Source organism: Marinobacter sp. CA1, assembly GCF_020546665.1.
Classification (GTDB): domain Bacteria; phylum Pseudomonadota; class Gammaproteobacteria; order Pseudomonadales; family Oleiphilaceae; genus Marinobacter; species Marinobacter xestospongiae.
This window is the reverse complement of record NZ_CP071785.1, coordinates 2,636,886-2,659,772: the sequence shown is the minus strand read 5'-3', so window position 1 is coordinate 2,659,772 and position 22,887 is coordinate 2,636,886. Positions and strand designations below refer to the sequence as shown.

The 22,887-nt window shown below is 60.0% G+C and carries 21 protein-coding genes; 17 read left to right on the top strand and 4 right to left on the bottom strand.

Annotated features, from left to right (window positions below; genetic code table 11):
• Positions 1–164: 164 nt before the first annotated feature.
• The 12 genes from J2887_RS12120 (at position 165) to J2887_RS12065 (ending at position 10,918) form a co-directional block, all read left to right on the top strand.
• Positions 165–1,808: a PepSY-associated TM helix domain-containing protein gene (locus J2887_RS12120; RefSeq protein ID WP_227171389.1), complete on the top strand. Its 1,644-nt coding sequence runs from the start codon at positions 165–167 to the stop codon at positions 1,806–1,808.
• Complete coding sequence (locus tag J2887_RS12115) at positions 1,805–2,101, top strand: DUF3649 domain-containing protein (RefSeq protein ID WP_227171388.1); 297 nt, start codon at positions 1,805–1,807, stop codon at positions 2,099–2,101. The genes J2887_RS12120 and J2887_RS12115 overlap by 4 nt, the downstream gene beginning before the upstream one ends.
• On the top strand, positions 2,098–2,910 hold the full coding sequence (locus J2887_RS12110; RefSeq protein ID WP_227171387.1) for a DUF3325 domain-containing protein: 813 nt from the start codon (positions 2,098–2,100) through the stop codon (positions 2,908–2,910). Before J2887_RS12115 ends, J2887_RS12110 begins: the two co-directional genes overlap by 4 nt.
• A 4-nt stretch (positions 2,911–2,914) precedes the next feature.
• A complete protein-coding gene (locus J2887_RS12105; RefSeq protein ID WP_227171386.1) occupies positions 2,915–3,253 on the top strand; it encodes a hypothetical protein in 339 nt (112 codons plus the stop codon).
• Positions 3,250–3,843, top strand: a complete 594-nt coding sequence (locus tag J2887_RS12100; RefSeq protein ID WP_227171385.1) for a DUF6162 family protein — start codon at positions 3,250–3,252, stop codon at positions 3,841–3,843. The genes J2887_RS12105 and J2887_RS12100 overlap by 4 nt, the downstream gene beginning before the upstream one ends.
• Positions 3,844–3,916: 73 nt before the next feature.
• Positions 3,917–4,801 (top strand): metal ABC transporter solute-binding protein, Zn/Mn family, encoded by an 885-nt coding sequence (locus J2887_RS12095; protein WP_228752878.1) that lies wholly within the window; start codon positions 3,917–3,919, stop codon positions 4,799–4,801.
• A 2-nt stretch (positions 4,802–4,803) separates the two neighbouring features.
• On the top strand, positions 4,804–5,559 hold the full coding sequence (locus tag J2887_RS12090) for a metal ABC transporter ATP-binding protein (protein ID WP_227176111.1): 756 nt from the start codon (positions 4,804–4,806) through the stop codon (positions 5,557–5,559).
• A gap of 2 nt (positions 5,560–5,561) precedes the next feature.
• Positions 5,562–6,458 carry a metal ABC transporter permease gene (locus J2887_RS12085; RefSeq protein WP_228752877.1) on the top strand — a complete coding sequence of 299 codons (897 nt, stop codon included), beginning with the start codon at positions 5,562–5,564 and terminating at the stop codon, positions 6,456–6,458.
• Positions 6,455–7,360 (top strand): metal ABC transporter solute-binding protein, Zn/Mn family, encoded by a 906-nt coding sequence (locus J2887_RS12080; RefSeq protein ID WP_227171382.1) that lies wholly within the window; start codon positions 6,455–6,457, stop codon positions 7,358–7,360. Before J2887_RS12085 ends, J2887_RS12080 begins: the two co-directional genes overlap by 4 nt.
• 171 nt (positions 7,361–7,531) lie before the next feature.
• Positions 7,532–8,332, top strand: a complete 801-nt coding sequence (locus J2887_RS12075) for an MOSC domain-containing protein (protein WP_227171381.1) — start codon at positions 7,532–7,534, stop codon at positions 8,330–8,332.
• Positions 8,333–8,336: 4 nt separating this feature from the next.
• Positions 8,337–10,247, top strand: coding sequence for an ATP-binding cassette domain-containing protein (locus J2887_RS12070; RefSeq protein WP_227171380.1), 1,911 nt, complete (start codon positions 8,337–8,339; stop codon positions 10,245–10,247).
• Positions 10,244–10,918, top strand: a complete 675-nt coding sequence (locus J2887_RS12065) for a DUF6901 family protein (RefSeq protein WP_227171379.1) — start codon at positions 10,244–10,246, stop codon at positions 10,916–10,918. The genes J2887_RS12070 and J2887_RS12065 overlap by 4 nt, the downstream gene beginning before the upstream one ends.
• A 49-nt stretch (positions 10,919–10,967) precedes the next feature.
• Here J2887_RS12065 and J2887_RS12060 read toward each other — a convergent pair whose 3' ends face one another.
• Both J2887_RS12060 and J2887_RS12055 read right to left on the bottom strand, forming a co-directional pair.
• A complete protein-coding gene (locus J2887_RS12060) occupies positions 10,968–11,399 on the bottom strand; it encodes a universal stress protein (RefSeq protein ID WP_227171378.1) in 432 nt (143 codons plus the stop codon).
• 140 nt (positions 11,400–11,539) lie between these two features.
• Positions 11,540–12,355 carry a hypothetical protein gene (locus J2887_RS12055; RefSeq protein ID WP_227171377.1) on the bottom strand — a complete coding sequence of 272 codons (816 nt, stop codon included), beginning with the start codon at positions 12,353–12,355 and terminating at the stop codon, positions 11,540–11,542.
• A 633-nt stretch (positions 12,356–12,988) separates the two neighbouring features.
• On the opposite strand from J2887_RS12055, the gene fadB reads away from it, so the two are divergent.
• The 3 genes from fadB to topA all read left to right on the top strand — a co-directional run bounded on the left by fadB (position 12,989) and on the right by topA (position 19,315).
• A complete protein-coding gene (gene fadB, locus J2887_RS12050; RefSeq protein ID WP_227171376.1) occupies positions 12,989–15,136 on the top strand; it encodes a fatty acid oxidation complex subunit alpha FadB in 2,148 nt (715 codons plus the stop codon).
• Positions 15,137–15,169: 33 nt separating this feature from the next.
• A complete protein-coding gene (gene fadA, locus J2887_RS12045; protein WP_227171375.1) occupies positions 15,170–16,345 on the top strand; it encodes an acetyl-CoA C-acyltransferase FadA in 1,176 nt (391 codons plus the stop codon).
• A 333-nt stretch (positions 16,346–16,678) separates the two neighbouring features.
• Positions 16,679–19,315, top strand: a complete 2,637-nt coding sequence (gene topA / locus J2887_RS12040; protein ID WP_227171374.1) for a type I DNA topoisomerase — start codon at positions 16,679–16,681, stop codon at positions 19,313–19,315.
• 121 nt (positions 19,316–19,436) lie between these two features.
• Here topA and J2887_RS12035 read toward each other — a convergent pair whose 3' ends face one another.
• Together J2887_RS12035 and gltA are read right to left on the bottom strand one after the other, a co-directional pair.
• The gene (locus J2887_RS12035; protein ID WP_227171373.1) at positions 19,437–20,312 is read right to left on the bottom strand and encodes an NAD(P)-dependent oxidoreductase; all 876 of its coding nucleotides are present in this window, start codon (positions 20,310–20,312) and stop codon (positions 19,437–19,439) included.
• Positions 20,313–20,425: 113 nt separating this feature from the next.
• Positions 20,426–21,700, bottom strand: coding sequence for a citrate synthase (gltA, locus tag J2887_RS12030; protein WP_227171372.1), 1,275 nt, complete (start codon positions 21,698–21,700; stop codon positions 20,426–20,428).
• Between the two features lie 474 nt (positions 21,701–22,174).
• Here gltA and sdhC point away from each other — a divergent pair, with 474 nt between their 5' ends.
• Positions 22,175–22,549: a succinate dehydrogenase, cytochrome b556 subunit gene (gene sdhC, locus J2887_RS12025; RefSeq protein WP_227171371.1), complete on the top strand. Its 375-nt coding sequence runs from the start codon at positions 22,175–22,177 to the stop codon at positions 22,547–22,549.
• Positions 22,543–22,887 (top strand): succinate dehydrogenase, hydrophobic membrane anchor protein, encoded by a 345-nt coding sequence (gene sdhD / locus J2887_RS12020; protein ID WP_227171370.1) that lies wholly within the window; start codon positions 22,543–22,545, stop codon positions 22,885–22,887. The genes sdhC and sdhD overlap by 7 nt, the downstream gene beginning before the upstream one ends.

Here is a 22,887-nt window from a genome sequence, read left to right as displayed (position 1 = left end):
AATGCCATGGAAATCAGTCGGGAAGGCGCCAGTTCTGTCATTCGGCAATTGAACCTTAATCGTCAACAAAGTAACATTGATTATCATTAAGCTTGGGGTCGGGCGGCGTTGTCGCCTATCCGTTGTTCCTTCCACCTCCCCAGGCCTGCCTACAGGATAGTGTCGTGAAAAACGGGTTTCGTGCATCGATGGCCTGGCTGCACACATGGACCGGACTGGTCGTCGGCTGGGTTCTTTTCTTTATCTTTGTGACCGGCACAGCCGGTTATTTCACTTTCGAGATTACTCACTGGATGGAGCCTGAGCGTCCGGCCGTACAGCCGGTTGAGGGGGTGGACACCCAGGTCGCTCTGGCGACGGGGCTGCAGCGACTGCAGCAGGTGGCGCCAGAGGCCAAGCTGTGGCGCGTGTCGATGCCCCAGTACAACCAGCGGACCCGCCAGTATCGGGAGCTGGAAGTGAACTGGGAAAGCCTGCCGCCACGAGGTCGATTCTTCGGCCAGCGCGGCAGTGAGACCCTGGATCTGGCGACCGGGCAGCCGGTACAGCAACCGGAGGCACGGGAAACCGGCGGCGGCAACCTGCTGTATCGCATGCACTACGCGTTCCATTACATGCCGCGAAACATTGCCTTCCTGCTGGTGGGGGTGTGCACCATGCTGATGCTGGTGGCCATTGTCTCCGGCGTGATTACCCACAAGAAGATTTTCAAGGATTTCTTCACCTTCCGGCCCGGCAAAGGCCAGCGGTCGTGGCTGGACGCTCACAACATCATCAGTGTCATGGCCCTGCCGTTCTTCCTGATGATCACCTACAGCGGCCTGATTTTCTTCACCGAAACCTATATGCCGGCAGGCATCCATACCATCTACGCGGATGAAGTGGACCCCCAGCGTACCTTCTTCGACGAAATCTATGACCGGGTGGACAAGAGCTGGCAGCCAGTGACCATGCCGGATACCGACGTATCAGAGGTGATTGCCGAGGCCGAGCGACAGTGGGGGGCAGGTCAGATTGCCAGTCTGACGTTCTCGAACCCGAATGATGAGCCGGCTTACATTGAGCTCAGCCGTCTTTCCCAGGGCAAGGTGGTGTCACGGGTATCTGATACCGAAGGGCAGCTGAAGTTTGATGCCCGCACTGGTGAGCTGTTGCCGCTCGATGAAGGCGATGGCGCCACCTACATGTACGGTCTGCTGATTTCCCTGCATGAAGGCCACTTCGCCGGTCCGGCTCTGCGCTGGCTGTACTTTGCCTCCGGCCTGCTGGGGTGCGGCATGATCGCCACCGGTCTGGTGCTCTGGACGGTGAAGCGCCGTGAGCGGCATGCCCGCGCCAAGGAGCGGCAGTCTGCGGTGGATCGGTTTGGGTTGCGTCTGGTGGAGGCGCTGAATATTGCCACCATTGCCGGTTTGCCGCTGGCTGTGGCGGCCTATTTCCTGGCCAACCGTTTGCTGCCCCTGGACATTGCTGATCGCGCTGACTGGGAAGCCCATTGCATGTTCTTTGTCTGGGGCTGGACGCTGATCTACGCCCTGTTCCGTCCGATGAAGCAGGCCTGGCTCGAGCTGTTTGCGTTGGGTGCGTTGGCCTACGCCAGCATTCCGTTGGTCAATGCCGCCACCACCGGGGTCCACCTGGGCTGGTCGATCCCACAGGGTGACTGGGTGATGGCAGGCTTCGATCTCACCATGCTGTTGCTGGCAGCGATGCTGGCCTATACCGCCCATAAGCTGCGTTTACGTTGGCTGAAGAAGGAGCAGCAAGCGATGGTCGCAGGTGCTGCCGCCGCCGGAGGTGCGTCATGACACTGTCCGATGATGCCCGCTATCGCTGGCAGGTGTTGTTCCGGGTGCTGGCGGCGATCTTCGGCGGCTACCTGTTTACGTCGCTGCTGACGGTGTTCCTGGCCCTGGTTTGGCCGATGCCACAGGCCGAGGCTGTGGTGGCGGCCTCGCTGCTCAGCTTTGCCGTTTACACAGCGGCGATCATCTGGGTATTCAGCGTGCGCTCGGCGACCCGGGCCTGGGTGGGGCTGGCATTGAGCTGCGCTGCCCTGGCATTGATGAATGCGGTGATGTTGCCGGGAGGCTGGCTATGAAGCAGTTGGTGGTGGTGATCCTGTCTCTCTCGGGATTTGTGGCGTTGGCGCTGGCCATGCCAAAGCATGCCCGGCAACTGGGTCTGGAGTGTTCGGCGCGTGCCCAGCGGGTGCTGAAAATGGCCGGTTGGGGATTGCTGGTGCTGGCGCTGGCGGTGGGCATCGGATTCTGGGGCATCAGCTCGGGCCAGGTGCATCTGCTGGGTTGGCTGACCATCGTGGGGGTGCTGCTGGCATGGGGGATGTCGCGCTGGGAAGCGCGGCGCCAGGCCTCTGCTGGCAAAGCTTCGACACCAAAACGTCGGCGACCGGAAACCGAGCCGGCAGAACCTCAGCGAAGCCGTGGGCGGCAGATCGTGATGGCGCTGCTGTTGGTTGCCAGCCCAGCGGTGTTTGCGGCCTGGATGCTGCAGTATCCGGTCAACCCGTTGTTGGGCTCGGATGCCGTGCGGGGGCAGATCGGTGACTGGACCTTCACCCTGGCCGAAGCCAACCCCGATGTTCCCAAACTGGCGGCGATGGATGTGCCGGTGAAGTCCTATCAGGTGCGTTTCTGCGATGGTTGCCAACTGCAAATGCGACAGGTGTATCTGCGACTGCAGAAGCCTCGCTCGATGCGCACCGTGGGTACCCAGTTACGTGGTCGGCGGACCATGGGGGCGGAGCTGGCGTTCCCGCCCACCGCCAAGGCTGAAGATGAATTCTGGCTGACGGTGGAAGGTAAGGACGGCAAGGTCTATCAGGCGCAGGTGCCGTTGGCACGGGTTTCTCCCAATACGGCCAACTGGTTCAACAACCGTGAGGAGTAAGGCAATGGCGATGAAACAGGGGCTCCGGTACTGGGGCGTTAGAGCAGGAGTGGTGCTGGGTTTGGTGGCAGTCAGTCCGGTGACACTGGCCCATAACCCGGTGGCACAGTGCGAGTATGTCAACGACCATACCATTCGTTGTCAGGGCGGCTATTCCGACGGCAGTCTGGCGCCGGGCGTCACCATGGATGTGATTTCCTACGAGGAGGAAATTCTGATTCCCGGTGAACTGGATGCCGATTCCAGGATCGAGTTCGAGAAGCCCGATGGCGAGTTCTACATCCTCTTTGATGCCGGTCCCGGTCACGTCTTTGAGATCGATTACACCGGCATTGCGCCGTGACCACCGTTGTCGTCGAGCCGGCTGGTGCCGGCCACGAGACCCTGTGGCTGCTGCTGGCGGCGGGGCTGATCCTTGCCACCTCGGCGCTGGTCGTGGGGTGGCACGGGCGTGATCATCACGTCGCTGAGCTGGCCCCGCACCAGTTGGATGCAAGGCGGGATCTCACCTCGGCGGAGCAGGGGCTCTATGCCGACCTGCGGGTCGCCTACGACGAACTGCTGTTCTATGCCGAAGCACCCGAGGTGGCAGAGCTGGCTGACAGCGGTCTGCCGCCGTTCATTGCTGATGCCAGTGCCGCTCGCCGTGGTCATCATCGTTGGCAGCGGCTGACGCTGGCCGGTGTGACCGATGACGGCCCGGCAGCCACGGCGGTTGTGTATTACGGCGAGACCGCAGAGCCCGAGGTTGCCGGCTCGTTACTGCTGGCTGCCCCGACTGCTGATACCGAACCCTCTGACGTACGGGTCTGGCTGAACCGGGAGGCTGGCGCGCCCCTGCCGGCTTCCCTGATGCCCGCTGATCTGGCCAAGTCTGGCTGGCATCTGGTGGTTGCCCAGTTCGATGCCGGCGTTACCCGAGAGAGACAGTGATATGAAACAGACGATTACCCTGACCGGCCGTCGTGGCCGTCGTGGCCGGCGCACGGGCCTGGGCCGCTGGCTGATGTTTGCCCTGTTGGCGCTGCCGTCGGTGGTGCTGGCGGATGGCCTGAGAATCGGCGTTACCCTGCATCCGTATTACAGTTACGTTGCCAACATTGTGGGCGACCATGCCGAGGTGGTGCCGCTGATTCCTGTCGGCTTCAACCCCCATGCCTTTGAGCCCCGGGCTGAAGATATCCAGCGCATTGCCACCCTGGACGCGGTGGTGATCAACGGCATTGGCCACGACGATTTTGTCGACCGCATGATCGCCGCCAGTGACAGCCCCGACCTGCCCATTATTGAAGCCAATGCCCGGGTCCCCCTGCTGGCTGCGTCCGGCATGTCGGCATTGCGCAGCGGCGAGGATTCCGGGGCGGTGGTGAACCCCCACACCTTCCTGTCCATTACCGCCGCCATTGCCCAGGTCAACACTATTGCCCGTGAACTGGCAGAGCTGGCGCCGGAACACGCCGACGATTTCCGCACCAACGCCCGGCGGTACGCCCGAACCCTTCGGGGGATGCGTGCAAGGGCGCTGGCGCGATTGGCAGAGGCCCCGGCAACCGATCTGCGGGTGGCGACCATTCACGGTGCCTATGACTACCTGTTGCGGGAGTTTGGTGTGGAGGTGACTGCGGTGGTGGAGCCTGCTCACGGTATCGAGCCGAGCCCGTCCCAACTCAAGGCCACCATTGACACGCTCAACGAGCTGGATGTGGACGTCATCTTCTCGGAAATGGATTTTCCGTCCACCTACGTTGACACCATTCGCCGTGAGGCCGGCGTGCGGCTCTACGCCCTCAGTCACATCTCCTATGGCGAGTACACCGCGGACCGGTTTGAGAAGGACATGGCCCACAACCTCGACACCGTGGTCGATGCCATCCTGGAGACGGCACCGTGAACATGGCTGTTGAGCCCGTCCCTGGGACGGGGCCGGCGATCGCATTCGGGTCGGTGTCGCTGTCGCTGGGTGGCACCGATATCCTCTGCGATATCTGTCTGGAGCTGTCGGCCGGCCGTACCCATGCCCTGGTTGGGCCGAACGGCGGTGGTAAAAGCTCATTGGTGAAGGCGTTGTTGGGGCAGATGCCGCACCAGGGACAGATCGCCATGACCTGGCCCGGCGAAGCCGGCAATGTCGGGTATGTGCCCCAGGCGCTGGAATTCGAGCGGGGACTGCCGATGACGGTGGAGGATGTGCTCGCCACCATGGTACAGGCCCGTCCCGGCTTTCTTGGTCTGGCTCGTCGCCATCGTGAGCTGGTCGACACGGCGCTGGCGCGGGTCGGTCTCTCCGGCAAGCGGCGTCGCCGGATGGGGGCGCTGTCCGGTGGCGAACGTCAGCGGGTGCTGTTGGCACAGGCGCTGATGCCCCAGGCCGACCTGCTGGTTCTGGACGAACCACTGGCCGCCCTGGATGAGGCCGGAATCCGCCTGTTCGAGACCCTGCTTGGCCAGTGGCAGGCGGAGGGCCGCACCGTGGTCTGGATTGAGCATGACCTGGCGGCGGTTCGACGACTGGCGGACACCGTCACCGGCCTGAACCGTAAACTGCTGTTCCATGAAACGCCAGAGCAGGCGCTGGCACCGGAACGGCTGATCAACCTGTTCAGCCACTCGGCAACTGAGGTTCCGCTTGCGGCGGGGGAGGTGGCGTGAGCTTGTTTGATGGTTTACGGACACTGATCGTGAGCTGGGCCCAGGCGGGCTATCTGCCGGAGCTGCTGACCTATGGGTTTGTGGTCAACGCGTTGATGGCGGGGCTGATCATCGGGCCGGTGCTGGGGAGTCTTGGTACGCTGGTGGTGGTCAAGCGATTCGCCTTTTTCTCGGAGGCGATTGGCCATTCCGCGCTGACCGGCGTCGCCATCGGCATCCTGCTGGGCGAGCCCTACACCGGCCCCTACGGCAGCCTGTTTGGCTACTGCCTGCTGTTTGGTCTGATGCTGAACTATCTGCGCAATCGGACCGGTCTGTCACCGGACACCCTGATTGGTGTATTCCTGTCCCTGTCACTGGCGCTGGGTGCCAGTATGCTGCTGATTCTTGCCAGCCGCATCAACATTCACATTCTTGAGAATGTCCTCTTTGGCTCAGTGCTGACGGTCAACAGTCAGGACCTGACGGTGTTGGCGGTAGTGGCTTTGCTCACCCTGATGGCGATGCTGCCGTTCTACAATCGCATGATGCTGGTGAGTTTCAATCCGCAGCTGGCGGCTGTTCGCGGGGTTTCGGTGAAGCTGATGGACTATCTGTTCGTGGTCCTGGTGACGATGGTCACCGTGGCCTCGGTGAAGGTGATCGGTGCCATCCTGGTGGGTGCGCTGCTGGTGATCCCGGCAGCCTGTGCCCGTCTGGTGAGCCGGTCGCTGCGAGGATTTTTCTGGGGTTCGGTGGTGATCTCGGTGATCAGCACCCTGGCAGGCATCCTCCTGCCCATCGTATTTAACCTGCCGGTACCGTCAGGAGCCGCGATCATCCTGGTGGCAGGCAGTCTGTTCCTGCTGGCCGCGGTGGCCCGCAGCTTGGTGCCGGCCATGAAAGGAGACGTGGTGTGACTGTGAGTTCCTGTGTTGGCCGAATCCTGGCGTTGCTGATGTTGGCGTTTGCCCTGACGGTCACCGGTGGCCGGCTTGCAGCCGAGGAAATGAAACCTGACCATACCGTGCTGGCTGCGCACCCGGCGGTGGTTGCGTTGGCTTCGGCATTGGCCGAAGGCACCGATATAAAGGTTGAGGCAGCGGTATCCGCGCGCCTGCCATTCACCCGCTGGCAGTCCTATTTCGAGGGGCGGGGCAGTCGCAAGCTGGAGCAGCTGGCCGGTGAGGCGGATGCGGTTATCGGCCTGCGGTCGCTGTGGCCCCAGGACCCGCTGTTCCCGTTGGCACGCCGCGTCAATTTCCGCATCCTTGAGATTGATGCCGCAGCCCCTCTCGATCACGCGCTTCCAGGGATTGCTTTGCGCGCCGGCACCGGCATGGGACATGGGCCCTGGTGGTCTCCGGACAACCTTGGTCGCATGGCAGATATCATAGCGGCGGATCTGGCGCGTCTGTCACCGGGCTCTGCCGAGCGGATTGACGACAACCTCGCCAGTTTCCGTCGCCGTTTGTTGGTGGCATCGGTTGACGTTGAAATGGCGTTGCTGGAGCTGGACCAGATGGCCGTGATCTCGCTGTCCGACCGGCTCAGCTACCTGGTCAGTGGTCTGAACCTTGAGTCAGTGCCGTTTCAGGCGCCGCAGACCCGGTCCTGGAGCGAGGACCAGATAGCGGCGCTGGTGTCGACCATCCGCGACTCCGGCGTCGGTGCGGTGCTGCACCATACCAGCCTGCCGGACGATGTTCACGCAGCCATTGTGGGTGCCGGTGCGTCACCGGTGGTCATTGCGCCCGATGGCGATTCGGTGGTGGCGCAATGGCGTCAGGCTGCCAATGCGGTCATCGCCGCCCTGAGATAAAGACGCCTGGGCGCAACCGCACCCGGCAATCCCCCTAAACACCGCCGATCTCAGTTATACTGCCCCGTTCGCGGGTTCCGGTAGCGGGATCGGCGACAGGCCCCGCAGCCTGTCGAATGCTCCTGCCTCCGCCCCTTGCACCCTCGCAAACCACGCCCGGAGGTCCTGATCATGCAGGTGCTGTCGCAATTCGTGTACCCGGTTAAATCCCTGCGCGGTATTGCGCTTCCCGAGATGGCGCTCGATGAGTTCGGTCCGGCTGGTGATCGTCGCTGGATGATTGTCGATGCTGAAGGTCAGTTCGTCACCCAACGCAGCCATCCCCGACTAGCGCTGATTCATACCGCCATTGCCCGGGGAGAGGTGGTTATTGATGTGCCTGGCCTCGGCGCCCACACTCTGGAACCTGGCCACGCTAGCCGGCCGGTACGGGTCTGGCAGGATTGGGTCAAGGCCTGTGATGCCGCAGGCTCTGCCTCCGAGGCGTTGTCCGGATTCATCGGTGAATCGCTGACACTGGTCCATATGCCTGACGCCACCTTCCGTGAAGTCAAGGGCGGTCGGGTGACGGAGCGGCGGCGAGTGGGTTTTGCCGACGGTTTCCCGTTCCTGATCGTCAACCAGGCCTCTCTGGATGACCTGAACAGCCGTCTGGACAACCCGGTCGACATCCGTCGGTTCCGGCCCAATCTGGTGATTGAGGGCTCTCAGGCATGGCAGGAAGACCAATGGCGCCAGTTGCGGATTGGCGACGTGGTGTTTGATCTGGTGAAGCCCTGCTCGCGCTGCGTGATGACCACCGTCGATCCGGATCTCGGCACCAAGGCGACGGATGCCCAGCCCCTTCGAACCCTGGGCAGGTTCCGGCGTACCCCGGACGGTGTGATGTTTGGCATCAATGCGCTGCATCGACCTGATGGCGTGATGGTGAGACGGGGAGACCCGGTAGAGATTTTGCAACAGGAGTCCTGAGTTTATGCCCCTATTGATGCTGGATGATGTGTCCCTGGCGTTCGGTCTGCACCCCTTGCTGGACCAGGCGTCCCTGGTGATTGAGGCCGGCGAGCGGGTGTGCCTGATTGGCCGCAACGGCGAGGGTAAATCCACGCTGCTCAAGATCGTTTCCGGCGAGGTGACGCCCGATGGTGGTCTGGTCAAGCTGGAGGCCGGGGCAACGCTGGCGGTGTTGCAGCAGAACCTGCCGGCGGACGATCCCCGTACGGCCTACGACGTGGTGGCGGGCGCGTTTCCCGAGGCTGGCGCGTTGCTGGCGGAGTTCCATACCCTGTCCCAGCAGGCCGATGAAAACAGCCTGGAGCGGATGTCAAAGGTTCAGGAGCGGCTTGAAGCGCTGGACGGCTGGCGCCTGGATCAGAAGGTCACCGCCATCCTCAAGCAGTACCAGATCGATCCTGACCAGCAGCTGAATACGCTCTCTGGTGGCTGGCAGCGTCGGGTTCTGTTGGCCCGGGCTCTGGTGGCCGAGCCGGACATTCTGATGCTGGATGAGCCCACCAACCATCTGGATGTTCCCGCCATCGCCTGGCTGGAAGAAACGTTGGCACAGTTTACCGGCGCCATTCTGTTTGTCAGCCATGACCGCGCATTCATCCGCCGGGTGGCCACCCGCGTTGTGGAGTTGGACCGGGGACAGCTGGTGAGCTTCGCTGCCAACTATGACCGTTATCTGGAGCTGAAAGAGAAGGCGCTGGAAGAAGAAGAGCGCCAGAATGCCCTGTTCGATAAGCGTCTCAAGCAGGAAGAAGCCTGGATTCGCCAGGGGATCAAGGCCCGCCGGACCCGCAACATGGGCCGGGTCAGAGCGCTTAAGGCCATGCGCGAGGAGCGCAAGCAGCGTCGCGAGCGGGTGGGCAATGCCAGCTTCTCGGTGGAGGACGCCGCGCGATCCGGTCGTCTGGTGGTGGAGGCGGTTGGGGCCGGCTTCAAATATCCCGACGGCAAGTCCATCATCCGTGACATGAACCTGACCATCATGCGGGGCGACAAGATTGGTCTGGTTGGTGAGAATGGCACCGGCAAAACCACTCTGGTGCGACTGCTGTTGGGGGATCTGGAGCCAACCGAGGGTCGTATCCGTCTGGGCACCAATCGGGAGGTGGCGTATTTCGACCAGCTGCGCGGTGAATTGGACCCGGACAGCAATGCCCTGGACAATCTGGCGGAAGGGCGTGAGTTCATTGAGATCAATGGCCAGCAGAAACATGTACTTGGGTATCTGCAGGAATTCCTGTTCAGCCCCGAGCGTGCCCGGTCTCCTGTCCGGGTGTTCTCGGGCGGAGAACGGGCCCGGTTGATGCTCGCCAAGCTGTTCAGCAAACCGGCCAATATCCTGGTGCTCGATGAACCCACCAACGACCTCGATGTGGAGACCCTGGAGCTGTTGGAGGCCCAGTTGGTGGCGTTTTCCGGCACCGTGCTGGTGATCAGTCACGACCGCGAATTCCTCGACAATGTGGTTGCCGATACCATCGCCCTCGATGGCAGCGGTGTGGTGAAGGAGTACGTTGGCGGCTATAGTGATTGGCGTCGCCAGGGAGGACGTTTCAACGCTGAAATGCGCTCCGAGCCGGTCAAGTCCAAGCCCGCGCCCGCGGAGGCTTCCCCCGCTAAACCCAAGGCTCAAACCAAGCAGCGACCGGCAAAACTCAGTTACAAGTTGAAGCTGGAGCTGGAGCAGCTTCCGGGCAAGATCAATGAGCTTGAGACGGCGCTTGCCGCGATGCAGGAGGAAGTCTCCGGTCCGGACTTCTACGCCCGGCCGCAGGCGGAGGTGACCGAAAAGCTGGAACGCCTGGCGGAGATGGAGGCCGATCTGGAAGCAATGATCGAGCGCTGGATGGAACTTGAGGAGCAGGGCAACTCATGAACGTTGGTTACACCTTCAAGCTTCAGGACGGTCATCGGGTCTATTTCAAGGTGACCGACCAGCCAAGGCAGGCGCGAGAGCCCCTGCCCAAGTGGACCCGTCTGGAACACTGCCAGTGTGCCAACTGCCCGCTGAAGCCTGAAGCATCACCCTATTGCCCCGCGGCTGTCGAGATGCTGCCCGTTGTTGACGCCTTTCAGGACAAGGACGCCTATCAGCCGGTGGAGGTGCGTGTGGTGGACGAGCATCGCCATTACGACAAGGAAACCACGCTGGAGGAAGCGCTGCGATCATTGCTGGGGCTGAAGATGGCAACCAGCGGTTGCCCGGTGCTGTCGGAGCTCAAGTCAATGGCTGTTCACCACCTGCCGTTTGCCTCCAGCGATGAATTCATCATGCGTAGTGTGTCCCACTACCTGTTGCAGCAGTACTTCGAGATGCGGCATGGCAAGGATGCGGACTGGGAGCTGAAAGGGCTGGTTGAACGCAACAAGCGTTTGCAGCTGGTGAACCAGGCGCTGTGGCAGCGCATTCACTCGGTCTGCCAGGGTGACAGTAACCTTAAGGCGCTATTGAACTTCTTCTCCATGGCCTCCAGTGTCAGCGTCTCGCTCGAGAGCCAGTTGCGGAAACTGGAAGCTCGCATCCAGGGCGACCAGACCAGTCACTGAATTGGTGTTTCCGGGTGCCGCGCGGGACACTGGCGGCACCCGGTGCGGATCAATTGATCCGCACCGCCAGCACGTCGCACTTGGCGCCGTGCAGCACGCCGTTGGCGGTGGAGCCCAGTAGCAGCTGGATACCGCGGCGGCCGTGGCTGCCGACCACCACCAGGTCCGCATTGCGCTCTTCCGCCAGTCGGTGAATCTCCGATTCCGGCCGACCTACCGTGACAATCTGGTTGCCATCGTCAATCTGGTAGGTGGCGCCATACTTCTGCAGCTGCTCGCGGGCGGCCGCGTCCAGCTGATCCTGCAGTTCGGTGAGATCCATCGGGATATCGCCGCCGTAGGCGTAGCCAACCGGTTCCACCACATGCACCAGCATCAGCTCGGCGGAATGGGCCTTGCAAATCTCAATGGCTTTATCGAGTACTTGAGGCGCCTCCTCGGTCAGATCAATGGCGACAAGTACCTTGTTGTACTGGGACATCACGAACTCCTTTCAGGGATCACCAATGGTCCCGGATTGACCACCAAAAGCAGTGCAACTCGGGGCCGGCCTATAGCTTCCACTATAGGCCAGAACCAAAGCTAGGTCACTGACAGGCATCAAGAAAGGCGTGATCTGGATCAGGCGTTTTCTTTCAGCAGGTTGATGGTGTTGTCGAGACCTTCCAAGATGCCCTTGGAGTAGCGGTCGATGACGAACGAGACGTTGTTCTCGTTGTAATTGATGTAGGAATTGCGGATGAACAGCCACTTGGAGTTGAGTTCATCAAGCATGGTGCGCAGGGATTCGGGGGCAGGGCCGGCCGACAGCCGGGTCAGCAGTTGTTCGAACTTCTGGGCCTTGACGTCCAGCGGCTCATCCTCCGAGGTACCCTGGAAAGTTTGTGAAACCGCCATGTTTGAGCGTACCGAATACTTCGCCATCATCTGGGCCATGGTAACGGCAGCTGAGCGGGCGGCCTCTATGCGCTCGTTGGCGCTGACCTGGGCATTTTCCAGGGCGACGCTGTAGAGCTCAGTGGAGCGGGTGCTCAGGGTGGCCGCCTGGTCCGCCATCTCGGACACCAGGCGCAGGTCCGGATAGCCATTCTTGCGAACGTCATTGATGTTCAGCCGCATCAGGTCCTTGAACTTGTCAAAGGACTCCTGAAGGCTGGCAATCTCGGCGCTATCCAGCATGTCGGCCGTACTGCTGGCGACGGTGTTCATGGCGCCGTTGGCCAGGTTGATGGACGCGACGATTTCGTTCAGAGCAACGGTATCGCCATCGACCGAGAAACGGTAGTAGGCGTCCAGGGCAATAAAATTACTGACCCGGAAATGATGCAGGTTATCAAGGAAGCTGGCGCTGTCATCTGCCCGGGCAGCCGGGGACAGAATGGTAAAAAACAACAGTAGCGCAGCCAATGACCGGTATAAGGGGTGCTTCGCTTTCATCGGATGAAAACTCCGTATTGTGCTCTTTTATTATTGTTTGCCGCCGGGCCCAAGGGCAGCTCGGGGCAGGGACGACTGGCAGGCAGAGGGTCGGGGATGGCGGTTGCCGTTCCCTTGGCTGGCGAATCCTTCCGGTGCGTAGTCCAATCGCACCCGTCGCCATTCTCTCCCTATACGAAAGTCTGACTTTGAAATTAAAGTAACTGGGTGGGGCAATCAAGGCCCTGACGAAGTTTTGACATTGTGGTCACAAAAGATACCGCCATTGTGGCCGTGCGTCGTCCGCCCATTCAGCACCAGCAACGAGGTCTCCCGATTGTACGGTCGGCAGGTGCCGCCCATTCTACACATCACATCAATAAAACACTTTATCTTTATGAATCTTAATGGGTAAAGGTGTCATAGGCGTGCCGATGTCTGGCAGCATGGTGGCTGAATGTTTCGGTTTCAACGTAGAAACAAATTGACAAACGGGCGGTTTTTTTTCATCGTGTGCGCTCACGATTCAAACGACTGTATGAATTTTTGAATCGGTTGATCGGGTAGTGACCGAAATCTCGCTGCGTCGACAGCGGGTGACCTCCCGACTCACCACGCTGGAAGCAGTTCCAAACACAGACTGGAGATCAGTTGATGATTTACGAAGGTAAAGCCATCACGGTTAAAGAGATCGAAGGCGGGATCGCTCAGTTGAACTTTGACTTGCAGGGCGAGTCAGTCAACAAGTTCAATCGCCTCACCATTGAAGAGCTCCACGCCGCGACCGACAAGCTTAAGGAACAGAAAGACCTGAAAGGGCTGGTTGTCACCAGTTCCAAGGATTCCTTCATTGTTGGTGCCGATATCACCGAATTCACCGACCTGTTCGCAGGTTCTGAAGAAGACCTGATTGCCAACAACCTGAAGGCAAACGAGGTTTTCAATGCGGTTGAAGATCTGCCGTTCCCCACCGTTACGGCAATCAACGGCATGGCTCTGGGTGGTGGTTTTGAGATGTGTCTCGCCACCGACTACCGGGTCATGGGCAGCAAGGCCAAAGTTGGCCTGCCGGAAGTGAAGCTGGGTATCTTCCCGGGCTTTGGTGGTACCGTACGCCTGTCCCGTCTGGTGGGTGTGGATTACGCTGTTGAGTGGATCTGTGGCGGTACCGAAAACCGTGCTGCCGATGCCCTGAAAGTGGGTGCAGTTGACGCTGTGGTTGAGTCCGACAAGCTGGTCGACGCCGCTGTTGCCATTATCAACCAGTGCAACGAAGGCAAGCTGGACAACCAGGCCCGTCGTGAAGAGAAGAAGGGCAAAATCAAGCTCAACGCCATGGAAAGTATGATGGCGTTCGAGATCTCCAAGGGTTTCGTTGCCGGCAAGGCTGGCAAGAACTACCCGGCGCCGGTTGAAGCGATCAAGGTGATGCAGAAGCACGCCAACCTGACTCGCGACAAGGCAATCGAAGTGGAAGCCAAAGGCTTCGCCAAGATGGCCAAGACCAACGTTGCCGCCTGTCTGGTGGGTCTGTTCCTGAACGACCAGGAACTGAAGAAGAAGGCCAAGGCGTGGGAGAAGGAAGCGAGCGAAGTCAAGCTGGCAGCCGTTCTGGGTGCGGGCATCATGGGTGGTGGCGTTGCTTACCAGTCTGCCCTGAAAGGCACTCCGATCATCATGAAGGACATCGCTCCGGCTGGTATCGATCTGGGTCTGAAAGAAGCCAAGTCTCTGCTGACCAAGCGCGTTAGCCGCGGCAAGATGAAGGCTGACAAGATGGCGGATGTTCTGAACAGCATCACACCGACACTCAACTACGGCGACTTCAAGAATGTCGACCTGGTGGTTGAAGCGGTGGTTGAGAACCCGAAGGTCAAAGATGCCGTACTGCGCGAAACCGAAGACGCGGTGCGCGAAGACGCCATCCTCACCTCCAACACCTCCACCATCTCCATCGATCTTCTGGCCAAGAACCTGAAGCGTCCGGAGAACTTCTGTGGCATGCATTTCTTCAACCCGGTGCACATGATGCCGCTGGTTGAGGTTATCCGTGGTGAGAAAACCAGCGATCGTGCGATTGCGACCACCGTGGCGTATGCCAAGGCCATGGGCAAGACCCCGATTGTGGTCAACGACTGCCCGGGCTTCCTGGTGAACCGTGTTCTGTTCCCGTACTTTGGCGGCTTCGCCGGCCTGGTTCGCGACGGTGCCGACTTCCAGAAAGTCGACAAGGTTATGGAAAAGTTTGGCTGGCCGATGGGCCCAGCGTACCTGCTCGACGTTGTCGGCATGGACACCGCCAAGCACGCCAACGAAGTGATGGCCGAAGGGTTCCCGGACCGCATGAAGGACGAGAACAAGAGCGCCATCGATGTGATGTTCGAAAACAACCGCTACGGCCAGAAGAACGACATCGGCTTCTACAAGTACGAGCTGGATCGTAAAGGCAAGAAGAAGAAGGTGGTTGACGAAGAAACCTACAAGCTCATCGAGCCGGTGGTTCAGGGCAAGAAGGACTTCGAGGAAGAAGAGATCATCGCCCGGATGATGATTCCGCTGTGCCTGGAAACCGTTCGCTGCCTGGAAGACGGCATTGTTGAAGACCCGGCTGACGCCGATATGGGTCTGATCTTCGGTATCGGCTTCCCGCCGTTCCGTGGTGGTGCCCTGCGTTACATCGACGACATGGGTGTCGACAAGTTCGTCGAGCTGGCAGACAAGTTCGCAGACCTGGGTCCGCTGTACCACCCGACCGAGAAGCTGCGTGAAATGGCCAAGACTGGCAAGAAGTTCTTTGGCTAACCCTGAACGAGATTTCCGAACGGAGAAAGATCTATGAGCCTGAATCCGAGAGACGTTGTCGTCGTCGATTGCGTGCGGACTCCGATGGGTCGTGCCAAGAACGGTTGTTTCCGCAACGTACGTGCGGAAACACTGTCGGCTGCGCTGATCGACGCACTGTTTGAGCGTAATCCCGAGCTCAACCCGAAAGAAGTTGAAGACGTGATCTGGGGCTGTGTAAACCAGACCAAAGAGCAGGGCTTCAACGTTGCACGGCAGATTTCCCTGCTGACTGACATCCCGCACGAGTCTGCGGCGCAAACCGTAAACCGTCTGTGTGGTTCCGCGATGTCCGCGATTCACACAGCGGCCCAGGCCATCATGACCGGCAATGGTGACGTGTTTGTGGTTGGTGGTGTTGAGCACATGGGTCACGTTCCGATGACCGAAGGCTTCGACCACAACCCGGCCGCCTCCAAGTACTCCGCGAAAGCGTCCAACATGATGGGCCTGACTGCGGAAATGCTGGCCAAGATGCACGGCATCACCCGTGAGCAGCAGGACGAGTTTGGCGCCCGTTCTCACCGTCTGGCCCACGAAGCGACCCTCGAAGGCCGCTTCAAGAACGAAATCGTTCCCATCGAAGGTCACGACGAGAACGGCTTCAAGGTGCTGATCGAAGAAGACGAAACCATTCGTCCGGAAACCACCGCTGAGTCCCTGGGCCAGCTGCGTCCGGCATTCGATCCGAAGAACGGCACCGTAACGGCGGGTACCTCTTCGCAGCTGACCGACGGTGCTGCGGCCATGGTGCTGATGTCTGCTGAACGTGCCGAAGCGCTGGGCCTGAAGCCCCGTGCCCGGATTGTCAGCATGGCAGTGGCCGGCTGTGATCCCGCGATCATGGGATACGGCCCGGTACCGGCGACCAAGAAAGCCCTCAAACGCGCAGGCCTGAAAGTTGAAGACATCGACTTCTGGGAGCTGAATGAAGCGTTTGCCGGCCAGTCCCTGCCGGTGCTGAAAGACCTGAAACTGCTGGGTGTGATGGAAGAGAAAGTAAACCTGAACGGCGGTGCGATTGCCCTGGGCCATCCGCTGGGCTGTTCCGGTGCTCGTATCTCCACCACCTTGTTGAATGTCATGGAAGCCAAAGGCGGTAAGTATGGTGTCTCCACCATGTGTATCGGTCTTGGTCAGGGCATTGCAACGGTCTGGGAGCGTGTCTGATCTCTGATCGGGCGTCCCCAAGCGGGTTCGGTGCAAGCCGGACCCGGCTAGCAGAAACCCCGGCTTGTCCGGGGTTTTTGTTGTTTGGATGCTCGTTCGGGCCGTTCAGGTAATTGCGTCGGGTTTCTTGCCAGATCGGGAAAATGAAACTAAACCGGGTTAAAAAACACGACGGGAATACAAAGAATGGGTTGTCTTGCATTTACGGACCCTGTAAAACAGGTTCCCGGGACGTACTGCCTCCCTTTGTTTCACCTAGCCGACTGATTTTTCAACAGGTTTACAGTCTGCTGATTATTTGTACGAACATCGTCAAGGAAACCGAACTCCGTTATGGGTAAGAGTCTCGTCATCGTCGAGTCGCCAGCCAAAGCGAAGACCATCAACAAGTACCTGGGCTCCGACTACATCGTCAAGTCCAGCGTCGGGCACATTCGTGACCTTCCGGTCAGCGGCAGCGGGTCCCAGAGTGATCCGAAGGAGCGGGCTCGTCAGGCAGCGCTGACCCGCAAGATGGAGCCGGAAGAAAAGGCGGCGTACAAGAAGCGCAAAGCCCGGGAACAGTTGGTTGCCCGTATGGGTGTGGACCCGGACAAGAACTGGGAAGCCCGCTACGAAGTGCTTCCCGGCAAAGAAAAGGTGGTCAACGAACTGAAGCGTCTGGCCAAGTCTGCTGACCACATCTATCTGGCAACGGATTTGGACCGCGAAGGGGAGGCGATTGCCTGGCACCTTCAGCAAACCATCGGCGGCGAGGCCGACAAGTACCGTCGCGTGGTGTTCAACGAAATCACCAAGCGGGCGATTCAGGCCGCGTTTGAAGACCCGGGCGCGCTCGATACCAATCGCGTCAATGCCCAGCAGGCCCGCCGCTTCCTTGACCGGGTGGTCGGCTACATGGTGTCGCCGTTACTTTGGGCCAAACTTGCCCGGGGTCTGTCTGCTGGTCGGGTACAGTCCGTTGCGGTGCGCCTGATCGTCGAGCGGGAACGGGAAATTCGGGCGTTCGTGCCGGAGGAGTTCTGGCAGTTGCACGCCGACCTGGGGCCGAAGGGGGCGGAGAAGCCCGTTCGTTTCGAAGTAACCCGGTACGATGGCAAGCCTTACCGTCCGGAGAATGAACAGCAGAGCCAGGCTCATGTCCAGCGTCTGGAGCAGGGCGGTTTCAAGGTTGCCAAGCGCGAAGACAAGCCTACCCGGTCCCGTCCGGGCGCGCCGTTTATTACGTCTACGCTGCAGCAGGCGGCCAGCAACCGCATGGGGTTCAGTGTCAAGAAAACCATGATGCTGGCCCAGCGCCTGTATGAGGCGGGTTACATCACTTACATGCGTACTGACTCCACCAACCTGAGCCAGGACGCGGTTGCGAGCTGTCGCGAGTTTGTCAGCAAGCAGTTCGGTGATCGCTACCTGCCGGACAACCCGCGGGTCTATGGCAGCAAGGAAGGGGCACAGGAGGCTCACGAAGCGATTCGTCCCACCGAGGTCAGTCGTCGTCCTGCCGACATCAGTGGCCTGGAGAAGGACGCTGAGAAGCTCTATGACCTGATCTGGCGCCAGTTCATTGCCTGTCAGATGGCTGATGCCGAGTTCCTCAGTACGTCCATTGTGGTGGCCAATGGCGACTACGAGCTGCGAACCCGTGGCCGGATTATCAAGTTTGAAGGTTTTCTCAAGGTTGCGCCGCAGTCGTCCAAAAAGGACGAGGATGTAGCGCTGCCGGATATTCAGGTCGAGGACCCGCTGTCGCTGGTCAAGCTCGATCCGACCCAGCACTTCACCAAGCCGGCCCCGCGTTACACCGAAGCCAGCCTGGTCAAGGAACTGGAGAAGAAGGGTATCGGTCGGCCGTCCACCTACGCGTCGATCATTTCCACCATTCAGGATCGGGGCTATGTGCGGTTGCAGAACCGGCGTTTCTATTCCGAGAAGATGGGTGATGTGGTCACGGACCGCTTGTCCGAGTCCTTCGCCAACCTGATGGATTACGATTTTACCGCTCGCCTTGAAGAAGAGCTGGACGAGATCGCGGAAGGCGAGATCGACTGGAAAAAGGTGCTGAATGAGTTCTACGGCAACTTCCAGCAGCAGCTTGAGACTGCCGGTGGCGACAGCGAAGGTGGAATGCGGGGCAATACGCCCACGGAAACCGACATCCCTTGTCCGACCTGTGAGCGGCCGATGCAGATCCGGGTGGCCAGCACCGGGGTGTTCCTGGGTTGCTCCGGTTACGCCCTGCCGCCCAAGGAGCGTTGCAAGACCACCATCAACCTGGTGTCCGGCGACGAAGTGGTCAGCGCCGATGACGATGTCGAAGGGGAAGGGGAAACCCGTCTGCTGCGCAAGAAGCGGCGTTGTCCCAAGTGTGGCACGGCAATGGACAGCTACCTGATCGACGAGCAGCGCAAGCTCCATGTCTGCGGCAACAATCCGGACTGTTCCGGGTTTGAGGTCGAGAAGGGGACGTTCCGCATCAAGGGGTATGATGGCCCGACACTGGAGTGTGACAAGTGTGGTTCCGAGATGCAGCTGAAGACCGGCCGTTTCGGCAAATATTTTGGCTGTACCGCCACCGAATGCAAGAACACCCGTAAGCTGCTCAAGAGTGGCGAGCCGGCACCGCCCAAGATGGACCCTGTGCCGATGCCGGAGCTGCAGTGCCAGAAGGTCGAGGACACCTACGTGCTTCGTGACGGTGCGTCGGGGCTGTTCCTGGCGGCCAGCAAGTTCCCCAAGAACCGGGAGACGCGAGCGCCTCAGGTTCAGGAGTTGTTGCCGCACAAGAATGAGATTGATCCCAAGTACGCCTTCCTGATGAAGGCGCCGACGGCCGACCCCGAAGGGAATCCGACGGTGGTGCGCTACAGCCGCAAGACCAAGGAGCAGTACGTCATGTCCGAGAAAGAGGGCAAGGCAACGGGCTGGTCCGCCTGGTACAAGGACGGCAAGTGGCAGCCCAAGGAAAAGTAGTTGGGGAAACAGCGTCCGCCTGAGTTGGCTCTGGACGCAGGTTGCCAGCGGTCTCCGGATCGCAGGCCAACAAAAAAGCCCGACGCAGGAATGCGGCGGGCTTTTTTGTTGGCGGGAGGGCTCAGGAGCGGCGACGCAGGCGCTCGATCAGTGACGATGTATCCCAGCGGTTGCCACCCATGGCCTGGATGTCGGCGTAGAACTGATCCACCAGGGCGGTGACGGGCAGGGTGCTGTGGTTCTTGCGGGCCTCGTCCAGGCAGATGCCCAGGTCCTTGCGCATCCAGTCAACGGCGAAGCCATGCTCGAACTCGCCCTCGATCATGGTGCCGGAGCGATTCTCCATCTGCCAGGATTGAGCGGCACCCTTGGAAATCACGTCGACCACGCGGCTGGCGTCGAGACCGGCATTCTCAGCGAAGTGCAGGGCCTCGGACAGGCCCTGGACCAGTCCGGCGATGGCGATCTGGTTCACCATCTTGGTCTTCTGGCCGGCACCGGCATCGCCCATCAGGTTGACTGCGCGAGCGTAACACTCCATGGCGGGAAGGGCCTTGTCGAAGCTGGCCTGGCTGCCCCCACACATGACCGTCAACTGGCCATTCTCGGCGCCCTGCTGGCCGCCGGAGACTGGCGCGTCGAGAAAGCCAAGGCTTTTTGCTGCCGCTGCTTGGGCCAGGCGTTCGGCAACGGCGGCAGAGGCGGTGGTGTGGTCGATCAGAATGGCGCCGTCGGCGGCGTTGGCGATGATGCCATCGGCCGCTTCGTAGACCTCGATCAGGTCTTTGTCAGCGCCCACGCAGGTCATCACCAAATCCGCGCCGTGTACGGCATCTGCGATGGAGTCGCAGGCCTGGCCGCCATATTGCTCGGCCCATTGCTGGGCTTTGGCGGTGGTGCGGTTCCACACCCGGACCTGATACCCCTGATTGGCGAGGTGGCCTGCCATGGGGTAGCCCATGACACCGAGGCCGATGAAAGCTGCTGTTTTTGTCATTGCGTGTCTCCCGCTGCCGGTAACGAATTGGAGGGTGTAACTGGCTATCATTGCAGAGCTTTTGGCAATAAAAAAGGCCGCAATCATGCGGCCTTTGTCGGGGTGGTCCAGGCTCAGCCTTTGGGGTAATCGCGGCTGGTAGAACCGGTGTAGAGCTGGCGCGGGCGGCCGATGCGATAGTCGCCGCTGACCATCTCGTTCCAGTGAGAGAACCAGCCGATGGTGCGGGACATGGCAAAAATCACGGTGAACATGGAGGTCGGGATGCCCATGGCCTTGAGGATGATGCCGGAGTAGAAGTCGACGTTCGGGTAGAGCTTGCGCTGAACGAAGTAGTCGTCTTCCAGGGCGATTTTCTCCAGGCGCTGAGCGATCTTCAGCAGCGGATCGTTTTCCAGGCCCAGCTCGGACAGTACCTCGTGAGCGGTTTCGCGCATGACCTTGGCGCGCGGGTCGAAGTTTTTGTAGACCCGGTGGCCGAAGCCCATCAGACGGAACGGATCGTCCTTGTCTTTGGCCTTGGCGATGAACTCTTCGATATTGGACTCGTCGCCGATTTCCGCCAGCATGTCCAGCACCGCCTCGTTGGCGCCGCCGTGTGCGGGGCCCCACAGTGCTGCAATGCCGGAGGCAATACAGGCATACGGGTTGGCGCCGGTGGAGCCGGCCAGGCGAACGGTTGAGGTGGAGGCGTTCTGCTCGTGGTCGGCGTGGAGGATGAAGATCTTGTCCATTGCCTTGGCCAGTACCGGATTCGGCTTGTAGTCCTCGCATGGGGTGCCGAACATCATGTACAGGAAGTTCTCGGCGTAAGACAGGTCGTTACGCGGGTACATGAAGGGCTGGCCGTTGGCGTACTTGTAACACCAGGCGGCAATGGTCGGCATCTTGGCGACCAGGCGGTGAGCGGTAATCTCACGCTGCTGGGCGCTCTTGACGTCCATCTGGTCGTGGTAGAACGCCGACAGGGCGCCGACAACGCCGCACATGATGGCCATCGGGTGGGCGTCGCGACGGAAGCCGTGGAAGAAGTTGCGCATCTGGTCGTGCAGCATGGTGTGGTTCTTCACGGTATCGTGGAAGCGCTTGTTCTCCTCGGGGGAGGGCAGTTCACCGTGAAGCAGCAGGTAGCAGACTTCCAGATAATCGGAGCACTCAGCCAGTTGTTCGATGGGATAGCCGCGGTGCAGGAGAACGCCGTTGGCGCCGTCAATGTAGGTGATCTGGGATTCACAGGCTGCGGTGGACACGAAGCCCGGGTCGTAAGTAAAGACGCCTTCCTGAACAAGGGCGCGTACGTCGATCACATCCGGGCCCACGGTGCCTGAATAAACCGGTAGCTCAATGGACTTGTCACCCACCGAAAGCGTTGCTTTCTTGTCGGTCATGGTGCTCTCCTATTTATCAGCATTTTTTGATGCGCGGGAAGGCGCGTATTATGGCAAAACTGGCGGCAAAATATAGGCTGTTGGCTTTTTTTGTCAATGCACGTGCGCGGAATTCCAGTAAAATCAAAGGCAGCCCGCCGGTCCGGATCGCCGTTTTGTCCGCTCCCTGGCATCGGCAGCGCAGCATTTCGCAATTAGGCTTTCGTCGGTCCTCTATCCCCTTGTCTACCGGGCCCTGGCGACGTTGCCGGTTTGTAATTCCAGAGCCCACTCCTTATAATCCGTAGCCCGGAATCGGGGATATACCAATCCACTTCGCCTGCAACGACGTCTGTGTGCGGTGGTTTCTCCCTCCTGAACCAACCGTGTTTTGACGTCGTATATCCGCGACGAATTGGCACGACAATCCTTACATACCAACCATCCGCGCCGGGTTCCCGGGAACGCGGAGTAAAGAGAGAGTGTGAGAGCGCTGTGAATAGCAAACGACCAGTTAATCTCGATCTCGGCAAGTTTCATTTTCCACTGCCAGCCATCACGTCAATACTGCACCGCATCAGCGGCATCATCATTTTTATTGGTGTTGCGTTCATGCTGTACGGTCTGGATGTGTCCCTTTCTGGGGAAGAAGGCTTCGCCCGTGTTAGTGAACTGCTGGACGGCTTCCTTGCGAAGCTGATCGCCTGGGGCATCCTGTCCGCCTTGCTGTACCACCTGGTAGCCGGAATCAAGCACCTGTTGATGGATATGGGTATTGGTGAAGAGCTGGAGAGTGGTCGACTCGCCGCCAAGGCCACGGTCGTCATCTCCGTCATTCTCATCGTTCTTGCAGGAGTCTGGGTATGGTAAGCAGCGTAACGAACCTCGGTCGCAGCGGTGTCTATGACTGGCTGATCCAGCGTGTGACAGCCTACGTATTGGCCCTCTATACAATCTTTATGCTCGGTTTCGCTCTGACCACCGATGTGAACTTCGAGTCCTGGGCCGCCCTGTTCGGTCAGACCTGGTTCCGCATCTTCAGTCTGCTGGCGCTGATCTCCCTGGGCGCTCACGCCTGGGTTGGCCTTTGGACCGTGACCACTGACTACGTCAAGGCCATGGCGCCGCGTTTCCTGATTCAGGCGGTGTGCGGACTCGCGATGTTCGTCTACATCGTCTGGGGTGTTCAGATTCTTTGGGGGCTTTAA